This window comes from Bartonella sp. AA2SXKL (assembly GCF_042197205.1).
Lineage (GTDB): Bacteria > Pseudomonadota > Alphaproteobacteria > Rhizobiales > Rhizobiaceae > Bartonella.
In genome coordinates this window covers 105,182-123,718 of sequence record NZ_JBHIRN010000003.1, presented here as the reverse complement: position 1 = coordinate 123,718, position 18,537 = coordinate 105,182, and the positions used below count along the sequence as shown (strand labels likewise).

The 18,537-nt window shown below is 38.3% G+C and carries 16 protein-coding genes and 2 pseudogenes; 11 read left to right on the top strand and 7 right to left on the bottom strand.

The window, feature by feature from the left end; genetic code table 11:
* Position 1: 1 nt before the first annotated feature.
* On the bottom strand, positions 2 to 1,060 hold the full coding sequence (locus ACFINS_RS03170; RefSeq protein ID WP_375705891.1) for a glycosyltransferase family 4 protein: 1,059 nt from the start codon (positions 1,058 to 1,060) through the stop codon (positions 2 to 4).
* 17 nt (positions 1,061 to 1,077) lie between these two features.
* Positions 1,078 to 1,551 carry a transcription elongation factor GreA gene (gene greA / locus ACFINS_RS03165; protein WP_375628657.1) on the bottom strand — a complete coding sequence of 158 codons (474 nt, stop codon included), beginning with the start codon at positions 1,549 to 1,551 and terminating at the stop codon, positions 1,078 to 1,080.
* Between the two features lie 338 nt (positions 1,552 to 1,889).
* Here greA and ACFINS_RS03160 point away from each other — a divergent pair, with 338 nt between their 5' ends.
* The 3 genes from ACFINS_RS03160 to ACFINS_RS03150 all read left to right on the top strand — a co-directional run bounded on the left by ACFINS_RS03160 (position 1,890) and on the right by ACFINS_RS03150 (position 6,231).
* Positions 1,890 to 2,204: an SH3 domain-containing protein gene (locus ACFINS_RS03160; RefSeq protein ID WP_375612971.1), complete on the top strand. Its 315-nt coding sequence runs from the start codon at positions 1,890 to 1,892 to the stop codon at positions 2,202 to 2,204.
* A gap of 258 nt (positions 2,205 to 2,462) precedes the next feature.
* Positions 2,463 to 4,772, top strand: a complete 2,310-nt coding sequence (gene uvrB / locus ACFINS_RS03155) for an excinuclease ABC subunit UvrB (RefSeq protein WP_375705890.1) — start codon at positions 2,463 to 2,465, stop codon at positions 4,770 to 4,772.
* Positions 4,773 to 5,439: 667 nt separating this feature from the next.
* Positions 5,440 to 6,231 carry a BA14K family protein gene (locus ACFINS_RS03150; protein WP_375611188.1) on the top strand — a complete coding sequence of 264 codons (792 nt, stop codon included), beginning with the start codon at positions 5,440 to 5,442 and terminating at the stop codon, positions 6,229 to 6,231.
* Between the two features lie 70 nt (positions 6,232 to 6,301).
* On the opposite strand, the pseudogene ACFINS_RS03145 reads toward ACFINS_RS03150, so the two are convergent.
* Positions 6,302 to 6,613 (bottom strand): annotated as a pseudogene (locus ACFINS_RS03145) (MBL fold metallo-hydrolase); the annotation flags it as partial.
* Positions 6,614 to 6,617: 4 nt separating this feature from the next.
* Between ACFINS_RS03145 and ACFINS_RS03140 the strand changes: the two are divergent.
* Positions 6,618 to 7,016, top strand: a pseudogene (locus ACFINS_RS03140) (sensor histidine kinase); the annotation flags it as partial.
* 471 nt (positions 7,017 to 7,487) lie between these two features.
* Entirely contained in the window at positions 7,488 to 8,111 is a 624-nt protein-coding gene (locus ACFINS_RS03135) for a BA14K family protein (protein ID WP_375649438.1), read from the top strand.
* A gap of 67 nt (positions 8,112 to 8,178) precedes the next feature.
* Here ACFINS_RS03135 and ACFINS_RS03130 read toward each other — a convergent pair whose 3' ends face one another.
* A complete protein-coding gene (locus tag ACFINS_RS03130; RefSeq protein ID WP_375617610.1) occupies positions 8,179 to 8,829 on the bottom strand; it encodes an MBL fold metallo-hydrolase in 651 nt (216 codons plus the stop codon).
* 144 nt (positions 8,830 to 8,973) lie between these two features.
* Here ACFINS_RS03130 and ACFINS_RS03125 point away from each other — a divergent pair, with 144 nt between their 5' ends.
* Positions 8,974 to 9,678 (top strand): response regulator, encoded by a 705-nt coding sequence (locus tag ACFINS_RS03125; RefSeq protein WP_375638076.1) that lies wholly within the window; start codon positions 8,974 to 8,976, stop codon positions 9,676 to 9,678.
* An 8-nt stretch (positions 9,679 to 9,686) separates the two neighbouring features.
* Positions 9,687 to 11,027 carry an ATP-binding protein gene (locus tag ACFINS_RS03120; RefSeq protein WP_375611185.1) on the top strand — a complete coding sequence of 447 codons (1,341 nt, stop codon included), beginning with the start codon at positions 9,687 to 9,689 and terminating at the stop codon, positions 11,025 to 11,027.
* Positions 11,028 to 11,072: 45 nt separating this feature from the next.
* On the opposite strand, the gene ACFINS_RS03115 is transcribed toward ACFINS_RS03120, so the two are convergent.
* Both ACFINS_RS03115 and ACFINS_RS03110 read right to left on the bottom strand, forming a co-directional pair.
* Positions 11,073 to 11,573 carry a YbjN domain-containing protein gene (locus ACFINS_RS03115; protein ID WP_273724125.1) on the bottom strand — a complete coding sequence of 167 codons (501 nt, stop codon included), beginning with the start codon at positions 11,571 to 11,573 and terminating at the stop codon, positions 11,073 to 11,075.
* Positions 11,574 to 11,977: 404 nt separating this feature from the next.
* Positions 11,978 to 12,223, bottom strand: a complete 246-nt coding sequence (locus tag ACFINS_RS03110; RefSeq protein ID WP_273791228.1) for an accessory factor UbiK family protein — start codon at positions 12,221 to 12,223, stop codon at positions 11,978 to 11,980.
* A 305-nt stretch (positions 12,224 to 12,528) separates the two neighbouring features.
* On the opposite strand from ACFINS_RS03110, the gene lgt reads away from it, so the two are divergent.
* From lgt to ACFINS_RS03090, 4 genes are all read left to right on the top strand, one after another.
* Positions 12,529 to 13,407: a prolipoprotein diacylglyceryl transferase gene (lgt, locus tag ACFINS_RS03105; RefSeq protein WP_375628181.1), complete on the top strand. Its 879-nt coding sequence runs from the start codon at positions 12,529 to 12,531 to the stop codon at positions 13,405 to 13,407.
* Positions 13,382 to 14,461, top strand: a complete 1,080-nt coding sequence (locus ACFINS_RS03100) for a class I SAM-dependent methyltransferase (protein ID WP_375620698.1) — start codon at positions 13,382 to 13,384, stop codon at positions 14,459 to 14,461. Before lgt ends, ACFINS_RS03100 begins: the two co-directional genes overlap by 26 nt.
* 102 nt (positions 14,462 to 14,563) lie before the next feature.
* Positions 14,564 to 15,355: a peptidoglycan editing factor PgeF gene (gene pgeF / locus ACFINS_RS03095; protein WP_375705889.1), complete on the top strand. Its 792-nt coding sequence runs from the start codon at positions 14,564 to 14,566 to the stop codon at positions 15,353 to 15,355.
* Between the two features lie 474 nt (positions 15,356 to 15,829).
* On the top strand, positions 15,830 to 16,762 hold the full coding sequence (locus ACFINS_RS03090; RefSeq protein WP_375705888.1) for a ribose-phosphate pyrophosphokinase: 933 nt from the start codon (positions 15,830 to 15,832) through the stop codon (positions 16,760 to 16,762).
* Here ACFINS_RS03090 and ACFINS_RS03085 read toward each other — a convergent pair.
* Entirely contained in the window at positions 16,759 to 18,258 is a 1,500-nt protein-coding gene (locus tag ACFINS_RS03085) for a helicase HerA domain-containing protein (RefSeq protein WP_375705887.1), read from the bottom strand. The genes ACFINS_RS03090 and ACFINS_RS03085 overlap by 4 nt on opposite strands.
* Positions 18,259 to 18,537: the final 279 nt, after the last annotated feature.

Here is an 18,537-nt window from a genome sequence, read left to right as displayed (position 1 = left end):
ATCAAAGTGTTTTTTCTGCAAACAGTTCTTTGTAAACACTTTCAATCTTGCTTGCCTCTTTTTCCAAAGGAAAGTGAGTACGAACATGGGTTAAAGCTTTCTTTCCGGCTGCCAATGTTTTTTCTACATCAGCAAAATAAGGTTCAATTGCTGCTGTTAAAGCCGCTCCATCTCCTGCTTGAACAACCGTTCCTGTTCCCTCGACCACCAATTCTTTAAAAATTCCTACATCACTCGCCACTACAGCCGTCTGTGATGCCATTGCCTCCAATGGTGTCAGACCAAAACCTTCCAAACGAGACGGAGTTACATAAAGTGATAAACGGCGATACCACACAGGTATATCAAGCCTTTCACCAAGAAAAATAATGCGGTCGTTTAAACCAGCTTCAGCAATCTTCTGTCGTAATTTCTTTTCAAAACCATAATGCTGTTCTGTAGTCCGACCAGCGATAAGTGCTGTCCATTCGGGATAGTCAGGCAATAATGCCATCATCGCGTCCACAAACAAATCAGTACCCTTTAAATAGCGCACGCGCCCAAAACATCCTACCGCATATTTTCCTGGCACCCCAGTTGCTGGAAAGTAATCATCAGGAATTTTGGGGGGTGAAAAACGCCTAATATCCACTCCATGCATAATAACCTTATGAGGCACTTCTAGATAGGTTCCCGTACATACACTAGTAGCGATAACTTTATCCATACGACGAAGCAACCATTTGGTAAAAGGCTTGTGTTCGCGTCGAGATGCCGAAGTAAAGATGAGTTTAAGCTTCATTCGCAAAACATCGCGTAAAAACACCCCGCAAAGCATCTCAATATTGCGTCGTGCATGCCAAATACGAAATGGCTTCCCTTTCGGACTTTTCCAAAGTCCGAAAAGGTCCTTAAAGGCAAGTGTCGGTAAAGTTCGTGGTAAACCAAACCCCAAAGTGGATATACGCACACCCTGTTCGCGTTGCAGTGGAATAAGCTGAATAATCGTAGATGTTACTCCCGACAAACGCCTTTTAAAGTGAGGCGCAATAATTTCAGTTTCGTCCAAAGATACACGCATAATAATCCATATGTTATTTAGATGTACTGAACCTTAATGATCTCGTAATTATGCGCACCACCTGGTGCATTCACCTCAATCACATCACCTTCTTGCTTGCCAATAAGTGCACGTGCGATAGGCGAAGAAATAGAGATTTTACCAACCTTTACATCAGCTTCTTGATCTCCTACGATCTGATACACTTTTTTTTCTTCAGTATCCTCATCCAAGAGTTTAATGGTTGCGCCAAATTTTATTTTGTCACCTGAAAGACGCGAGACATCTATCACTTCTGCTCGTGCGATATAATCTTCAAGCTCATTTATACGCCCCTCATTAAGACTTTGTGCTTCTTTAGCTGCATGATACTCAGCATTTTCAGATAAATCACCATGCGCACGCGCCTCAGAAATTGCTTCAATAATTCGCGGACGCTCCTGTTGTTGACGCCAACGCAACTCTTCTTTAAGACTCTCAAAACCAGCTGTAGTCATCGGAACTTTTTCCATAATCCGTCCCTTTCTATTACACGGAAGGTTTAATAAAAATACAAAAAACGGCTTCCAAAATTACTTTTGGAATCCGAAAACTACGATCTTTTTTATTATATAGTACAGTATCGCTGTTTTCCATATAAAAATAAATAAAGGAAACAAAACATGCACAAATAGTGATTAAAACATCTCATTTTGGTGTTTAAAACGTTAAACTTCACTCTTCTCTTTAAAGTGTCCTAAAGAAGAAAGAATTGTATTTTTTTCTGTTTTATCATAATCTAGTAAAAGAAATTATATAGAATATGAAGAGAGAAGGATAGAAAATCTCTAAAGAAATTCTTTACAGAAAAATGAAAAAAATCGTCATTTTTTTTATGTTTGGCTCTTTCTTTTTAGCCACAACAATATCAGAGGCAGCAGATGCTTTTGTTACGAGAAATCTTAATTTTAGAACAGGTCCCAGCACTCAATATGCACTTTGCGGCTTAATCTCTGCTGGAGAATTAGTTTTTGTTAAAAACTGTGAAGGAAATTGGTGCCATATCCGATATAACACTCAAATAGGTTGGGTGTCATCTCGTTATCTTTCATTTAAAGATGGAAATGATCTTTATCACACATATACAATGTCTTTAATGCCCAAACGTACCGATTATTCTCCATAACAGCTATAATAACTTATGCCCTCTTGAATATCATCATGGCAAAAATGCAATAGTGTTCACGAACAACCACAAATATGCTCCTTCCAAAGAAATACTTCGAAGAATTTGTCTCATAAAAAACTTGATCAATATCCTAATGAAAGCTCTAATAAACCAAAATAAATCTGTTCAATAACGTTTTGCTGTTGTCGTAATAAATTTGTAAAAATTAGTATTTTCTTTAAAATCACCAGCACTTTTCTATCAAAGGATACAACAATGAAAAATGGTGTTACTGCAACAGTAGAAGCTCTTTCTGCTCTTATTGCTTCAGGTAATCCTCTTTTTAAGAATGGTGCATTATGGACACCTCACCGCCCCATTCGTCCTGAAAAATCTGAAGGTGGTATTCCATTTCAACTCGAAACATCTTTTAAACCAGCGGGAGATCAACCTCAAGCCATTAAAACTCTGGTCGAGGGAATTCAAAAAAATGAACGTACACAAGTGCTTTTGGGTGTTACCGGCTCAGGGAAAACCTATACAATGGCCAATATCATTGAAAAAACACAGCGTCCAGCTTTAATATTAGCTCCCAATAAAACTCTAGCAGCGCAGCTTTATGGGGAATTTAAAAGTTTTTTTCCCCATAATGCCGTCGAATATTTTGTTTCCTATTATGACTATTATCAACCAGAAGCCTATGTTGCACGCTCAGACACTTATATTGAAAAGGAATCCTCAATTAATGAACAAATCGACCGTATGCGCCATGCTGCAACACGCGCTGTCTTAGAGCGTGATGATGTTATTATCGTCGCATCTGTCTCCTGCATCTACGGAATTGGTTCCGTAGAAACCTATACGGCCATGACCTTCGAAATAGAAAAAGGGGACAAACTCAATCAACGAAAACTCTTGGCTGATTTAGTCTCTCAACAGTATTATCGACAAGATATCAACTTCGTTCGTGGTTCCTTTCGTGTACGAGGGGATACAATCGAAATTTTCCCTGCCCACCTCGAAGATCGTGCTTGGCGTATTTCGCTCTTTGGCGATGAAGTGGAAACAATTACGGAATTTGATCCTCTCACCGGACAAAAAACAGGCGATCTTCAATCAATTAAAATTTATGCCAACTCACACTACGTAATACCACGCCCAACACTTAACCAAGCGATGAAATCTATCAAAATGGAACTCGTTCAACGCCTCGATGAGTTGAACGAAGCTGGACGTCTTTTAGAAGCACAACGTTTAGAACAACGTACAGTTTTTGATTTGGAAATGTTGGAAACCACCGGTTCATGTCCGGGAATTGAAAATTATTCACGTTATTTAACAGGACGAAATCCCGGTGAACCACCCCCAACTTTATTCGAATATATTCCACTCAATTCTCTTGTTTTTATCGATGAAAGCCATGTAACCATTCCCCAAATTGGTGGTATGTACCGAGGTGATTTTCGCAGAAAAGCAACCTTAGCAGAATATGGTTTTCGCCTCCCTTCTTGTATGGATAACCGTCCTTTGCGCTTTGAAGAATGGGATGCTATGCGCCCACAAACGATTGCTGTCTCCGCAACACCTGGACGGTGGGAAATAGAACAATCTCACGGTACTTTTGCAGAACAAGTTATTCGCCCCACAGGGCTTGTTGACCCACCAACAGAGGTTCGTCCAGCCAAAAATCAAGTCGATGATGTTGTGAATGAAATTCGTAAAACAATTCAAAAAGGCTACCGCACACTAGTGACCGTCCTAACCAAGCGTATGGCCGAAGATTTAACGGAATATCTCCACGAACAAGGTATTCGTGTACGCTATATGCATTCCGACATTGATACATTAGAACGCATTGAAATTCTACGCGATCTTCGGCTTGGCACCTTTGATGTCCTCATCGGTATCAACTTGCTCCGAGAAGGCTTAGATATTCCAGAATGTGGTTTTGTTGCCATTCTAGATGCCGATAAAGAGGGCTTTTTGCGCTCTGAAACTTCCCTCATACAAACAATCGGACGTGCTGCACGTAACGTAGATGGCCGTGTTATCCTCTATGCAGATACGATCACTGGTTCCATAAAACGAGCCTTACAGGAGACACAAAGACGTCGACAAAAACAAATAGCCTATAATGAAGAACACCATATCACACCGAAAAGTATCAAAAAAAATATCGGAGATATTCTCAATTCAGGTTATGAAAACAACCATATTCGTACAAATATCCCTGATGTCATCGAGAAAAAAAATATGGTTGGCAACAATTTAGCATCTCATATTAAACACCTCGAAAAATTAATGCATGAAGCAGCTGCTGATCTTAATTTTGAAGAAGCAGCACGCCTTCGCGATGAAATCAAACAATTACAAAAGATAGAACTAGAACTCGCGGAGAATCCCTTAACACATCATAGAGAACAATCCCCCCAAAAGCCCGTGTTACAACCAAGTCTTTTCTCCAAACCAGACCTTGCACACATGGGACCAACCATGGACACTGGTATTTTGGAAAATCAAAAAGAAAAATCTCGTAAAAACACCCCTAATCAAGCAACGATAAAACGAAAAAAACGCAATCAATGAAGGAGCAAGAAATTTCACACCGCCAAAACTAATCTTTAGCTCTTCTAAAAAACTGACTATCGATGAAGAGCAAACAGTATTGCCCTAAAAATAGATAACAGCAAATATTAAAAATATTCCAATTTTTCTAAGACAACATAAGAGAGGATATTTTACAAAAAATGCCTAAACTTATTGACTTTTTAAAAAATCTTTCTTGTTCAACTTTATTATAAAAATCTTTAAAACTGTAAAAACTTCTAAAATATAAATAAATGCAGACAAATTTTAAAAAATATCTTCCATGAAACAAAATATTACTACAAATATATTATATTTATACAATTATACTACAATATATAATTTTATATTAATCATAATTATATAGTGATAAAACTATAGGCTTTATTTATAAAATAGTTATTAAATTACATTAAATTAATTGATAGGAACAAATTATTCCCAAATAAATACTTTATACAACATAGTAAAAATCATCTACTACCAATACAATCTTATCAATTAAATACATTAAATTGAAATCAAAATTTTGTCAGTATCTATGATAGCTTTTACTAAATGGCTTATTTATTTGTTTTGTCACAATAAAGTCCCAAATTGTTCAGGCTCTATTCAGTTTGAAACGTGTAGGATGTGAAAAATACGAATTAACACAAGGAGCATCATTATGAAAAAAGTGATCAGGTTAGCGGTATTATCAGCAATGTCAACTGTGACCATTTTGATGCCGCTAAATGCAACGCTTGCGGATATGGCATGGAATCGTAGTGACTCTATCTCGAGAGAAATAGATGATATGATGAGGAAGATGCGTAAAGAAAGAGATGATGCGATAAGGGAAATAAGGAAGAGAGCTGATATTCTGCCTTGCGGTTTTTCTCACTCCCATTGTTCTGATAAAAAACGTGGTTTTTTTTCTGATGATTTCCAAAAGTTTGTTGATGATTTCCACAAGAGTTCTGATGACAACAAGAGAAGATTTAAAGCCAAACATGAAAGGTCTGTAGCCAAACATAGTAAGACGGAACAACAACAACAACAACACCATCATCACCACCACCACCATTATCATCATGTTGAAAACAAAACATATCATTACGTCGAGCGCAAAAAGACAAAACACAGTAATATTCATATAGACAACTCAGGAGATGCTTTAGCGGTGGGCATTCTTGGTCTTGCAACAGGTACAATTCTTGGTACAATTTTAAAAAAACCAGAACAGCCACAAGTGGTTTATCAAATAGTACCACAAAGTCAGGTAATTTATCAAAAAGTTCCGCAAAATCAAGGGGTTTATCAAGTGCAGCAAACGGTGGCATATGAGCCATTCCAGCAATCATTAGAATCTGATTGGCTTAACTATTGCAAGAAAAAATACCGTTCCTTTAACCCTAAAACAGGGACCTTTCGAGACCGTAATGGTTTGGAACACATTTGTTATGCCCCAATAAATTAACTTCTGTTGCGTCCTACTAAAAAAGTTTTAAATGGCAAAAAAAACGCTTCAAAGCGTTTTTTTTGTTTTCTCATATATTAAAATCTTGAAGAAAAGGATTATTTTGGCGCTCATAGCCTATACTACTTTTGGGACCATGCCCACAGATAAAACAAACATCATCGCCTAAGGGTAAAACTTTTTCTCGAAGGGATTTCATCAATTTTTCATAAGAACAGAAGGGGAAGTCCGTACGTCCAATAGAACCACGAAAGAGAACAACACCCAAGAAGGCTAAGCGCTCTTTCTCATTGAAATAAATAACATGACCAAGGAAATGCCCCAGTGTATGCAAAACCCTAAACTCATGTCCAGCAAAATACACACACTCACCATCTTCTAACTATATCGAACAACGCACCACGATGCTTTCGGGTGTAAGCCATGATTTAAGAACCATTCTCACCCGTTTTAAACTTCAGCAAGCGTTAGCAAATACTGACTTTGATATCAAGCCGCTTGAACAAGATGTGAGCGACACGCAAAACATGTTAGAAGATTACCTTGCTTTTGCCCGTAGTGAAGAAAGTGAGTGTGTTAAAACTTTTGATTTAAATGCTCTTATGCAAAAATTCTCTACCGATGCACATCTTCACAAACGCCAATTTTCCTACACCATTGAAAGCCCTACACAAATACAAGCACGTCCACGTGCCTTCACGCGTCTCATCAGCAATATTGTGTCAAATGCATTTTGTCATGCCAATACTGTCAAACTAACAGCCATATCCCAACAAGAATGTTTCCCATATATCAAAAAAAGTTCCCGCAATATATTATATTTATACAGTTATAATATGATATCGAACTCAATATTTAGCCTCACAAGAGAGTGGTCAAACAGGACTGTATTCAATCACACAAATAAGGTTCTATCTTAGCACCATAAGCCTATAATAAAAACGATAACTTTTGTTCATACACCTATTGTTCAATTCATATTGTATCAAGCAATAAAAAATTACTCATCAATAAATAATTTATAACCAATAGTAAAAAATCTGGTGCTCTAAATACAAGCTGCTTAATTAATCTTAAGAAGAGTACATTAATTGAAATCAAAATTCTGTCATGATTTTATTTTATTGTATTGATAATATTTTTAACTAAATGAATTTTTATTTTTTTGTCACAATAAAGTCCAAAATTGTTCAGTCTCTATTCAGTTTGAAACGTGTAGGATGTGAAAAATACGAATTGACACAAGGAGCATCATTATGAAAAAACTCTTCAGATTAGCGGTATTATCAGCAATGTCTACTGCAACCGTTTTGATGCCATTAAATCCAACGCTTGCAGATATGGCATGGTATCATAACTATGACATGAGAAGGGAGGCTGGTTTACCGTCTCACAATTTTAGCTCCCATTTTTCTCATAGTGAACATCACTCTTTTGATAACCCCCACACGCGTCATTATGTTAGCCATAAATGGGGAGCACAACAACACCATCATGTTGAACACAAGACATATCATTATGTCGAGCGCAAAAAGACAAAACACAGTAGTATTAATATAAATAACTCAGGAGAAGCTTTAGCAATGGGCATTCTTGCTCTTGCAGCAGGTGCACTTCTCGGCAAAATTTTTAAAAAATCAGAACAGCCACAAGTTGTTTATCAAACCGCACCACAGCATCAAATTGTATATCAACAGGTTCCACAAGAACAGATAATTTATGAAGCTCCGCAAACGGTGGAATATGAGCCAGTACAACAATCATTAGAATCTGATTGGCTTAACTATTGCAAGAAAAAATACCGTTCTTTCAACCCTAAAACAGGAACTTTCCGAGACCGTAATGGTTTGGAACACGTTTGTTATGCCCCAATAAATTAACTTCTGTTCTGCCCTACTAAAAAGTCTTAAATGGCAAAAAAAACGCTTCAAAGCGTTTTTTATTTGCTCATATATTAAAATCTTGAAGAAAAGGATTATTTTGGCGCTCATAGCCTATGCTACTTTTGGGACCATGCCCACAGATAAAACAAACATCATCGCCTAAGGGTAAAACTTTTTCTCGAAGAGATTGCATCAATTTTTCATAAGAACAGAAGGGGAAGTCCGTACGTCCAATAGAACCACGAAAGAGAACATCACCCAAGAGGGCTAAGCGCTCTTTTTCATTGAAATAAATAACATGACCAGGGGAATGTCCTGGGGTGTGAAAAACCTTAAACACATGTCCAGCAAAATGAACGCACTCACCATCTTCTAACCATTGGTCAGGAATACAGATGCAAGCATCAGTGATGCCATAATTTTTTGCGCTTTCGCTCACGGCATCCATCACAGGCTTATCATCGCGATGTGAACCGATAATTTTTACATTAAGCGCTTCTTTCACTTGCATTGCTGCTCCTACATGATCAAAATGACCATGTGTTATCCAAATAGCCTCAACGATAACACCATTCTTTTCGATTACGTCTTGAATTCGTGGCCAATCACCACCAGGATCAACGAGAACCCCCGTTTTACATTCACTATCAAAAAGCAAAGTGCAATTTTGTTGGAATGTCGTAACTGGAATAATATGTATATTAAGACTACCCATAATATCCTTTTCAAAAATAACTTTTTTAAATTTATAAATAAAACTTTCTTTCCTTTAAGGTAAAGGTGCTGCTCGACAGCTTTATACAACTTATGTAAACTTGCATTTTGTGTAAACTAAATTTTTATCAAGGTTTTTTTAAGAATGAGCAATCACGTTCAAGTTTTGTGTGACGATGCCCCTCACCTTCTTGTGATTGATGACGATACACGTATTCGCAATCTTTTATTTCAGTTTCTCATTAAAAATGGATTTCGTGTTTCAGTTTCAGCTAATGCGAATGAAGCAAGACGACTGTTAGTAAGTTTAGATTTTGATCTTCTTATTGTTGATGTCATGATGCCTGGCGAAAACGGTATTGATCTCACTCATTCACTCCGCCAAACAAAAGATGTCCCTATCTTTATGTTAACAGCTTTATCAGAAATAGACAATCGTATCCGTGGATTAGAAGCAGGGGCAGATGATTATCTGGCTAAGCCGTTTGACCCTCGTGAACTTCTCCTTCGCATCAACGCCATTTTACGACGTGGTTTTCCCCCTCACCAACCTAAAATTGAGCAAATAGTTTTTGGTCCTTATATATTTTCAATTTCACGACGCGAACTCAAAAAAGGAGGAGAAATTATTAAATTAACAGATAAAGAACAAGAAATGATGGTCATGTTTGCCGAAAATGCAGGCGATACAATTCCGCGCCATAAATTCGCGACCGATGACAGCAATATAAGTGAACGTGCCATTGATGTGCAGATCAACCGCCTTCGTCGTAAGATCGAAAAAAACCCAGCACTGCCTATATGGCTCCAAACCGTGCGAGGAATAGGGTATAAACTCTCTATTGAATAGGCACAAGAATGATCAAACCTTTAAGATTTTTTCTTCGATGGTTAACGAAAAAAATGCCTAAACGGCTTTATGCTCGCTCTTTGATCATTATCATTGCTCCCATGGTGCTTCTGCAAACGGTGATTGCTTATGTCTTTATGGAACGCCATTGGCAAATGGTAACGGAGCGTCTTTCAACGGCTGTCGTGCATGATATTTCAGCCATTATTGATATTCTTGAAACATATCCCCAACAAGATAACTATGAAGATATCAAGCGTATTGCACAACAACGTATGGGATTAAATATTTCTATTCTATCTCCTACCTCCTTACCCCCTCCAGGACCTAAGCCATTTTTTGCAATTCTTGACTATTTTTTAAGTGAAGAAATCACCCGCCAAATTAACCGTCCCTTCTGGATCGATACCGTAGGAGATTCTGATCTTGTTGAAATCCGTATCCACCTTGGTCACAACATTTTACGCGTCTTTGCTCCACGCAGCCAAGCCTATGCTTCCAATACTGCTATTTTTTTAAGCTGGATGGTAGGAACAGCTCTTGTTTTATTGCTGATAGCAATTTACTTTTTACGCAATCAAATCAAACCGATTCAACAATTGGCTGAAGCAGCAGAAAGCTTTGGACGCGGTCGTCCTTTACCAAAAGGATTTCAACCACAAGGAGCTGATGAAGTCCGACGTGCAGGCATCGCTTTTTTACGCATGCGTGAACGTATTGAACGCCAAATTGAACAACGTACCATGATGCTCTCAGGAGTAAGTCATGATTTAAGAACCATTCTTACACGCTTTAAACTTCAGCTGGCATTAGTAAATACTGACTTTGATATTAAACCGCTTGAGCAAGATGTAAGTGACATGCAAAATATGTTAGAAGATTATCTTGCTTTTGCTCGTGGTGAAGGAAGTGAAAGTGTCAAGACTTTTGATTTAAATGCTCTTATGCAAAAATTCTCCACCGATGCTCGTCTTCACAAACGTCAATTTTCTTACACTATTGAAGGTCCTACAGAAATACAAGTACGTCCCCGTGCTTTTACACGCTTGGTCAGCAATCTTGTATCAAATGCATTTTGTTACGGCACGACCGTTAAACTAACCGCTAACTCTCAACAAGAATCTTTTATATTAATAATCGATGATAATGGACCTGGAATTCATAAAAATATGCGCACAGAAGTTTTTAAGCCATTCTTTCGACTTGATAAAGCGCGAAATCAAGATGCAAGTGGAACAGGACTTGGTCTTTCTATTGCTCAAGACATAGCACGCAGCCATGGTGGCAATATACAATTAGATGAGAGCCCACTCGGGGGAGTGCGCGCTATTCTTGATGTCCCCCTATGAGCAATATTTCCGCAAACCGTCTGTAAAAATAACAGACTGTATATTTTAGGCATTCCCTACAGTTTCAAACAAAGTGTACTGTAGTGCCTTGTAAGCACTTTCTCCCGACAAAGCAACCATCTGAAATGCAACATAATGGCTTTCACAGGCTTTAAGTGCATGTATCAACAATGTTTCAACCTGTATATGAGATGGATGCATCCCACCAGCCAAAAGAAGACCTTGTCGATAAATAACTGAATTATTCCTTTGCCAGTAATCAAAATGTCCCAACAACAACTTTTCATTAATTGCTAGCAATAAGCGCTGTATTTCAGCTGTTCGAGCATTTTTAATAGAGAGATCAAACGAACAAGCTAAATGAAGTGCTTCATGCTCTTCCATCCATGAAAAAGCAAGACGATAGTTTGCGCGTTTTCCTTCCACACAAACGCTAATTTCATCTTGTGCATCCCGCTCAAACGACCAATCATATTCACAGGCAATCTGTTCGATAAAGTCAACAGGGTGCTCTTTTCTTTCTGTGGCGCAAAATGCAAGCCTCATCACAATCCTCAATCATCTTAAAACATTGTCAACAGAATATAAACCGTCTCAACTGTAACAATATTTTGCTACAATCAGAACCTTTACACCAAACAAATACACATAAAAACATCGACAGTACACAAACACCCAGAACACAATCGCGCTGTTTAGGGCAACCTGATAGTCATAAAACGAATCATCAAGTCTTTTCAGTGTATTGATACAATTTCATAGCGCCAGCCCCCCTGATTCAAAAAAATGTACTTTACCCAAAAAAAAATCAAAAATAAACAAATGCTCCGCTCTAACAGACTCAAGATTAAGCATTTTTTAGTTTCACGCATCATATTGAAAAATTGGGGATATTTTTTTGAAGATTCTTTTTTTTAAACTATTTTACTTTTTTGTGTCTGCGTTTTTTTTTAATCATCTTTTTTTAAATCATCAAGGCGTCTTTTCAAATCAGCGTTATCAGCATGGATTTTCAGCACCATCTCCTTAAAAGTCTCAAACTCTTCGCGAGAAACAAGATCAAGTTTGTTTGCTATCTTTTCAGCCTGCACACGAAAAGCTGTTCCAGCTTCACGTCGTATGCCTTGCGCAACGTCAGCAGCATCCGTTGCTAATTTTGCTAATTCATCAAGAATACGATTTGATCCATTACGCATAACCTTTTTCCTTAAATTTTAATTATTGACGCACGCATTATAGCGTATTCTCATAACATTTAGATACTGTAATTTGTTCCTTTTACTCTATATTTTACATACTGTGCAGATTTTTCATAATGATTTTGTTTAAGATTTTTTAATATTCCTTTTATCACCATATTTTTTACCGCGATAAATCAGTGGAAATCTATCTCCCTTTCTGACTAGCCTCCCTACTGACTTGACCATTGTGTATTCATCTGTCATTTCTGACCATCAGAGTCACTTCATATTCATCTCGTATAATGTAAGATGCTTAACTCATGAACAATTTGTCTTGTCCAACCATTGCTTTTCCGTCTTTTCTTGATCCTGTTATTATCCAGCTAGGTCCCATAACACTTCATTGGTATGGACTTGGTTACGTGCTGGGTATTCTTTTTGCTTGGTGGTATGCGCAAAAATTATTAAAAAAAACATCTCTATGGTATAGAAACTATCCTCCTATGGATAAAGAAAAAATCGGAGATTTTGTTGTCTGGTCTGCCATAAGTGTTGTTGTCGGAGGGCGTTTAGGACAAGTTCTTGTATGGGATCCCATTTACTATTTTAACCATCCAAGTGCTATTATTGCCGTATGGGATGGGGGAATGTCCTTTCATGGCGGACTTATTGGTATTATCATTGCTATGATCTGGTTTGCCCGTAAAAATCGTATTAACATACGAGCCATGTTTGATATCATTGCTGCAGGTGCTCCTATTGGTATCGGCATTGTACGAATCTGCAACTTCATTAACCAAGAATTATGGGGTAATATTACTACACGTCCTTGGGCTGTTTGTTTTCCTCTCGATCCTTACTATTTACCGCGCCATCCAAGCCAGCTTTACGAAGCATTTATGGAAGGATTTCTTCTCTTCATCATCCTGTGTCTTCTTATTTTTGGGTTCAAAGCATTAAAACGTCCCGGTACTGTATCAGGAACATTTATTATAGGCTACGCAGTAACACGCAGCATTTCTGAAATTTACCGTGCGCCTCAAGAAGATCCAGAATGGTTTTCGACTCTTTTCCATTCTACTGGTTTTACCTATGGCATGGCTTTATCTCTTCCCATGCTTCTTGTAGGGTTTTATCTTCTTCTCCACGCCTTTAAATATAAACCGACAGAAAATGGCCAATCTCAAAGAAAAAATTAAAGAAATTATTGTCCTTAATGGACCAATCACTGTTAGCCAATATATGACGTTGGCACTCACCGATCCCCAATTTGGTTATTATCACACACAAACCCCTTTTGGACATGCTGGTGATTTCATTACAGCACCTGAAATAAGCCAATTATTTGGAGAGATGATTGGCATTTGGACTCTTGCAAGCTGGAAAGCTCAAGGGTGCCCTCACCCTTTTATTCTCGCTGAAATAGGTCCAGGACGAGGAACTTTGATGGATGACATTTTGCGAACTATCCAAAAGCTCTCTCAAACGGCATTTAATGCTGCTGAAATTTTTCTGATCGAAATAAGCAAAAAACTTGCAAAAGAACAAAAAAAGCGCCTTTTCTCTTATCAAAAACAAATCCATAGCATTGAAAATTTTAATCAAATTCCTTCAAATCCTCTCTTCCTCATTGCTAATGAATTTCTCGATACACTCCCTATCAACCAATATATTAAAGTCAATGGAGAATGGAAAGAGCGCCGCATTACAGTCAATCAAAATGGAGATTTCATCTTTATTGCTGCCCCGCATAAACTTCCCTCTTCTTGTCTACAAACCTATTGTTCTAAAGTGCCTGACGGAACAATTTTTGAACATGCCCCCTTACGGCATCAATTCATGCAACAAATCAGCCACCATTTAGTGCAAGTGACAGGTTCTGCTTTACTTATCGACTATGGTGCTTGTGAGCTTGCCTTTGGCGATACCTTGCAAGCACTCTCAAAACATAGATTTCGTGATGTTTTTGATGCCCCTGGTGAACATGATTTAACATCCCATGTTGATTTTTCTTTTTTAAAAAACATAGCTCTTGAACAGGGCTGTTTTGCTGAAATCTTAGAGCAAGGAGAATTTCTTTTTAAAATGGGGCTACTGGAGCGCGCAAACCAGCTTGGAGTTGGCAAAAGTGCTCCTTTGCAAGACAAAATCCGCCAAGACATCGAACGGCTCGCTAGTCCAGATCAGATGGGAAAATTATTTAAAGTTTTACATTTCAGTGATAAAAATATCTCCATACCTCCCCAATTTTAATGATCGGCGCTTTTGTCAATAAGCACATCATTATCTGAAATATTCATTGACAAATATGAACATCTCCATCCTCACTTTAAATAATCTCCATAAGGAACTTTTATGAAATCTATCCCTCATCCCATTCTTGCAAAAAATCTTTCTACTTTACACCCCCATGGAATAAAACATGGATTTTTTACACGTCAAGGTGGTGTTTCAAAAAATCTTTATCATAGTCTTAATGTTGGGAAAGGTTCAAATGATCAACTTGAATATATTGTACAGAATCGTCTTTTGATTGCCAATTATTTTTCTATTGAAGCGCAAAATTTAGTCACAGTTAATCAAATACACTCCTGTAACGTTGTCGTAGCTCATCAAGCAACTATCGGTGCACCTCCTCAAGCTGATGCTCTGGTTACAACCACCCCAGAACTCGTTATTGGGGTTCTTACAGCAGATTGCGGACCCATTCTGTTTGCTGATCCACAAGCTAGAGTCATCGCTGCAACTCATGCTGGCTGGCGTGGAAGCTTAAATGGAATTATCGAGAAAACAATTGCTGTTATGGAAAAACAAGGAGCCAAAAGACAATCAATAACAGCAGTCCTTGGACCTTGTATTGGCCCTTATCACTATGAAGTAACAAATGAATTTTACGACCAATTTATTGATTACCACAGCAAATACCAAAAATATTTTTTAAAAACAGACAAAATAAATCGCTTTTATTTTAATCTATGGGCATTTATTATAAACCAACTCAAAGAAGCAGGTGTTAATGCTTCTTGTGTAGAGCTTTGTACCTATCAAGATGAACAGCGTTTTTTCTCCTGTCGCCGTGCAATACACCGCAACGAACCCGATTACGGACGGCAAATTTCTGCTATTATGCTGAAAAACAAAAGATGAGCCCCTTTTATGCTTGAGAACAATACCAAAACTGCAAAACTAAACTTTTTACCCAAATGGAAAAATAAACCCCATTGTACTTTGCTTTTTTCACGAAATTATCTACCAGCCCATAAAATATGATAGCCTTCGCTATGATCATTTTCAATGTTTGGTTATAATGATTGAAGGCAAGATGATACTTCTTTTTATTACTCCCCTTCATTCATCTTAAATATGAAGCATTCCCCATATTGAAAGTATTTTTATAAAGTAATAACCAAAAAGCTTAATCAATATGTATTTCTTTGCCGCATGGAGAAAAAACTTTGCTCTAAAAGTAATAAACTTTTGGAAAAAGAGAAAACATACTGCATAGCTCTTTAATAATAATCGATAAAATTGTAAGGCTTTTGTAATTGTTCTCTTGCAATTTAATAAAAAGAAATTAAAAACCGTGTCGCATTCCCACCATGATGATTCAGAGGTTCTACTATGAAACTTTTCTGCGGAAATTCTAATCCACGCCTAGCTGAAGATGTTGCAAATTATTTGAACATCCCCTTAGGCAAAGCAACTGTAAAGCGCTTTGCTGATCAAGAAATTTTCGTAGAACTGCATGAAAATGTACGTGGACAAGATGTTTTTGTTTTGCAATCTACATCCTATCCTGCAAATGATCATTTGATGGAATTACTCATCATGATTGATGCCCTTCGTCGTTCTTCTGCGCGTCGTATTACAGCTGTTATCCCCTATTTTGGCTATGCCCGCCAAGATAGAAAACCAGGACCGCGGACTCCTATTTCTGCAAAACTTGTTGCCAACCTAATTACGGAAGCAGGGGCCCATCGTGTTTTAACATTGGACCTTCATGCAGGACAAATTCAAGGTTTTTTTGATATCCCTACAGATAATCTCTATGCTGTTCCTGTCATTTCTCGCGATGTCAAAGTGCATTATTCTCTTGAAAATGTTATCGTTGTTTCACCTGATGTGGGTGGTGTGGTTCGCGCTCGCGCGCTCGCCAAGCGCTTGAACAGTTTGCTCGCTATTGTGGATAAACGTCGCGAAAGCCCTGGTGAATCAGAAGTTATGAATATCATTGGAGATGTATCGGGAAAAGATTGCCTTCTGCTTGATGATATTGTTGATTCAGGTGGAACTTTATGCAATGCAGCAAGTGCTCTGCTTAAACATGGTGCCAATAGTGTCACGGCTTATATCACGCACGGTGTTCTTTCTGGTAATGCAATCGAACGAATTGCCAATTCAGAGATGAAAGAATTGGTTATTACAGATTCAATTATGCCAACACAAGCTATTAAGAAAACCCATAATATTCGTGTTTTGCCCATTGCCGACCTTATTGGAGAAGCAATAGCAAGGACAGCAGCAGAACAATCGGTTTCCAGCTTATTTGGTTAAAGTGGTTCCTTGGGGTCTCCCGGTGCTGTTTCAACACCAAGATCAGGAAATGCAACAATACGTTGACCACTAAAATGCGTATGAATAACAATAAGTCCACGCTCTTCAAAGTAGGTTAAAAGTCGGCGTGCACGGCTTAAAGAATGAGTTCCATAAAGACGTGCTAAAAATGCATCAGATGGACATGGCTTTCCCCCTAATGCGGCCTGTGCCACATTCAAGAAGACTCCTTGAACATCTTCTTCCAAACTTTCTGATATCTGCAAAATATGTTTCCAATGTTCACTGACAGCCGTTTGTTCATCAACAAAAGCCTGAGCAATAGCCAATTTACGCCGAAATTGTGAAAGATTAAAAGGAACCTTTGACATACCATGGATACGGCAACGAACTGAAAAATCTTGATAAAGCACCGCTGTTGAACGATAAAAAGCCTCAGAATCCTCAAGAATTTCCCGAATAATATGTTCTGCTTGGCCGTCACGCTCAACATCAGAAAGTTCAGGAAATAAACTCAGGTTTTCTTCCAACAGCTCTTGTTTTTTATGCACTACCTCCTCTAACATCTCGTGCATTGATTTTTCCCTCATCGGCTCTCGTGTTTGTTTAAATGGCGTTAAAATTTCCTCTGGTGAAGCAGTAAAAACGAGCTCTTGCACATCATCCCGCTCTGTTGGAAGTGGCATTAATTTAGGACTAGAAGAGCGTGCCAAAGTTTCAACAGAACCGATAATAATTGGTAAGGGACGTCGTGATAAAGCAGGGCCTAAAGCTATAAAATTTCCCCGTTCAAGATCTCTAAACATTTCCGCTTGGCGACGCTCCATTCCCAAAAGATCAGCAGCGCGCACCATATCAATATCTAAAAAAGTCCGCCCTATTAAAAAGTTTGAAGCTTCAGCAGCGACATTTTTGGCAAGCTTAGCCAAACGTTGTGTCGCAATAACACCAGCAAGACCACGTTTACGTCCTCGACACATAAGATTGGTCATAGCGCTCAAAGAAATTTTACGCGCTTCATCAGAAACTTCTCCTGCTGCAGTTGGAGCAAACAATTGCGCTTCATCGACAACGACAAGCATAGGATACCAATAATCACGTTCCACATCAAACAGTGCCCCAAGGAAAGCCCCTACAGCACGCATCTGTTGTTCAGTATCCAAACCTTCAAGATTAAATACCACTGAAACCCGATGTTGTCGAATGCGATGGGCAATACGAGTCAACTCTAATTCACTACGTTGAGCCTCTACAATAACATGACCAAATTTATCTGCCAAAGTTACAAAATCGCCTTCTGGATCAATTACACAATGCTGCACCCACTTAGCACTTTGCTCCAAAAGACGGCGTAAAAGATGTGATTTCCCTGAACCGGAATTACCTTGTACAAGAAGACGTGTCGCCAATAATTCTTCCAAATCAAGAAGTGCTGGCATCGATTTATGCAAAGCACGACTTTCTGACATCTCACCCAAGGCAATCTCAACCTTCATAACATCTCCAGTGTTTGATTTTGAACATATCAGTGCCAGCACATATTGGTTGATTCTCCATCCACACCGCAATTTGTAACATTTCCTCCTTTTTAACGGTAGAAATCATCGATTTTTCCCACAACTCTTGCATCTATGAATAGTTTGAACTATAGAACAAACTTCTGCGTAGACACCCTTGGAGGCAACGTAGAATGGAGTGATCGCTGTTGGTTAGCGCATATCTTCATATCCATGCAAAAACTATTACTGTTTTTGAAGGATCTCCAATCATGTAAA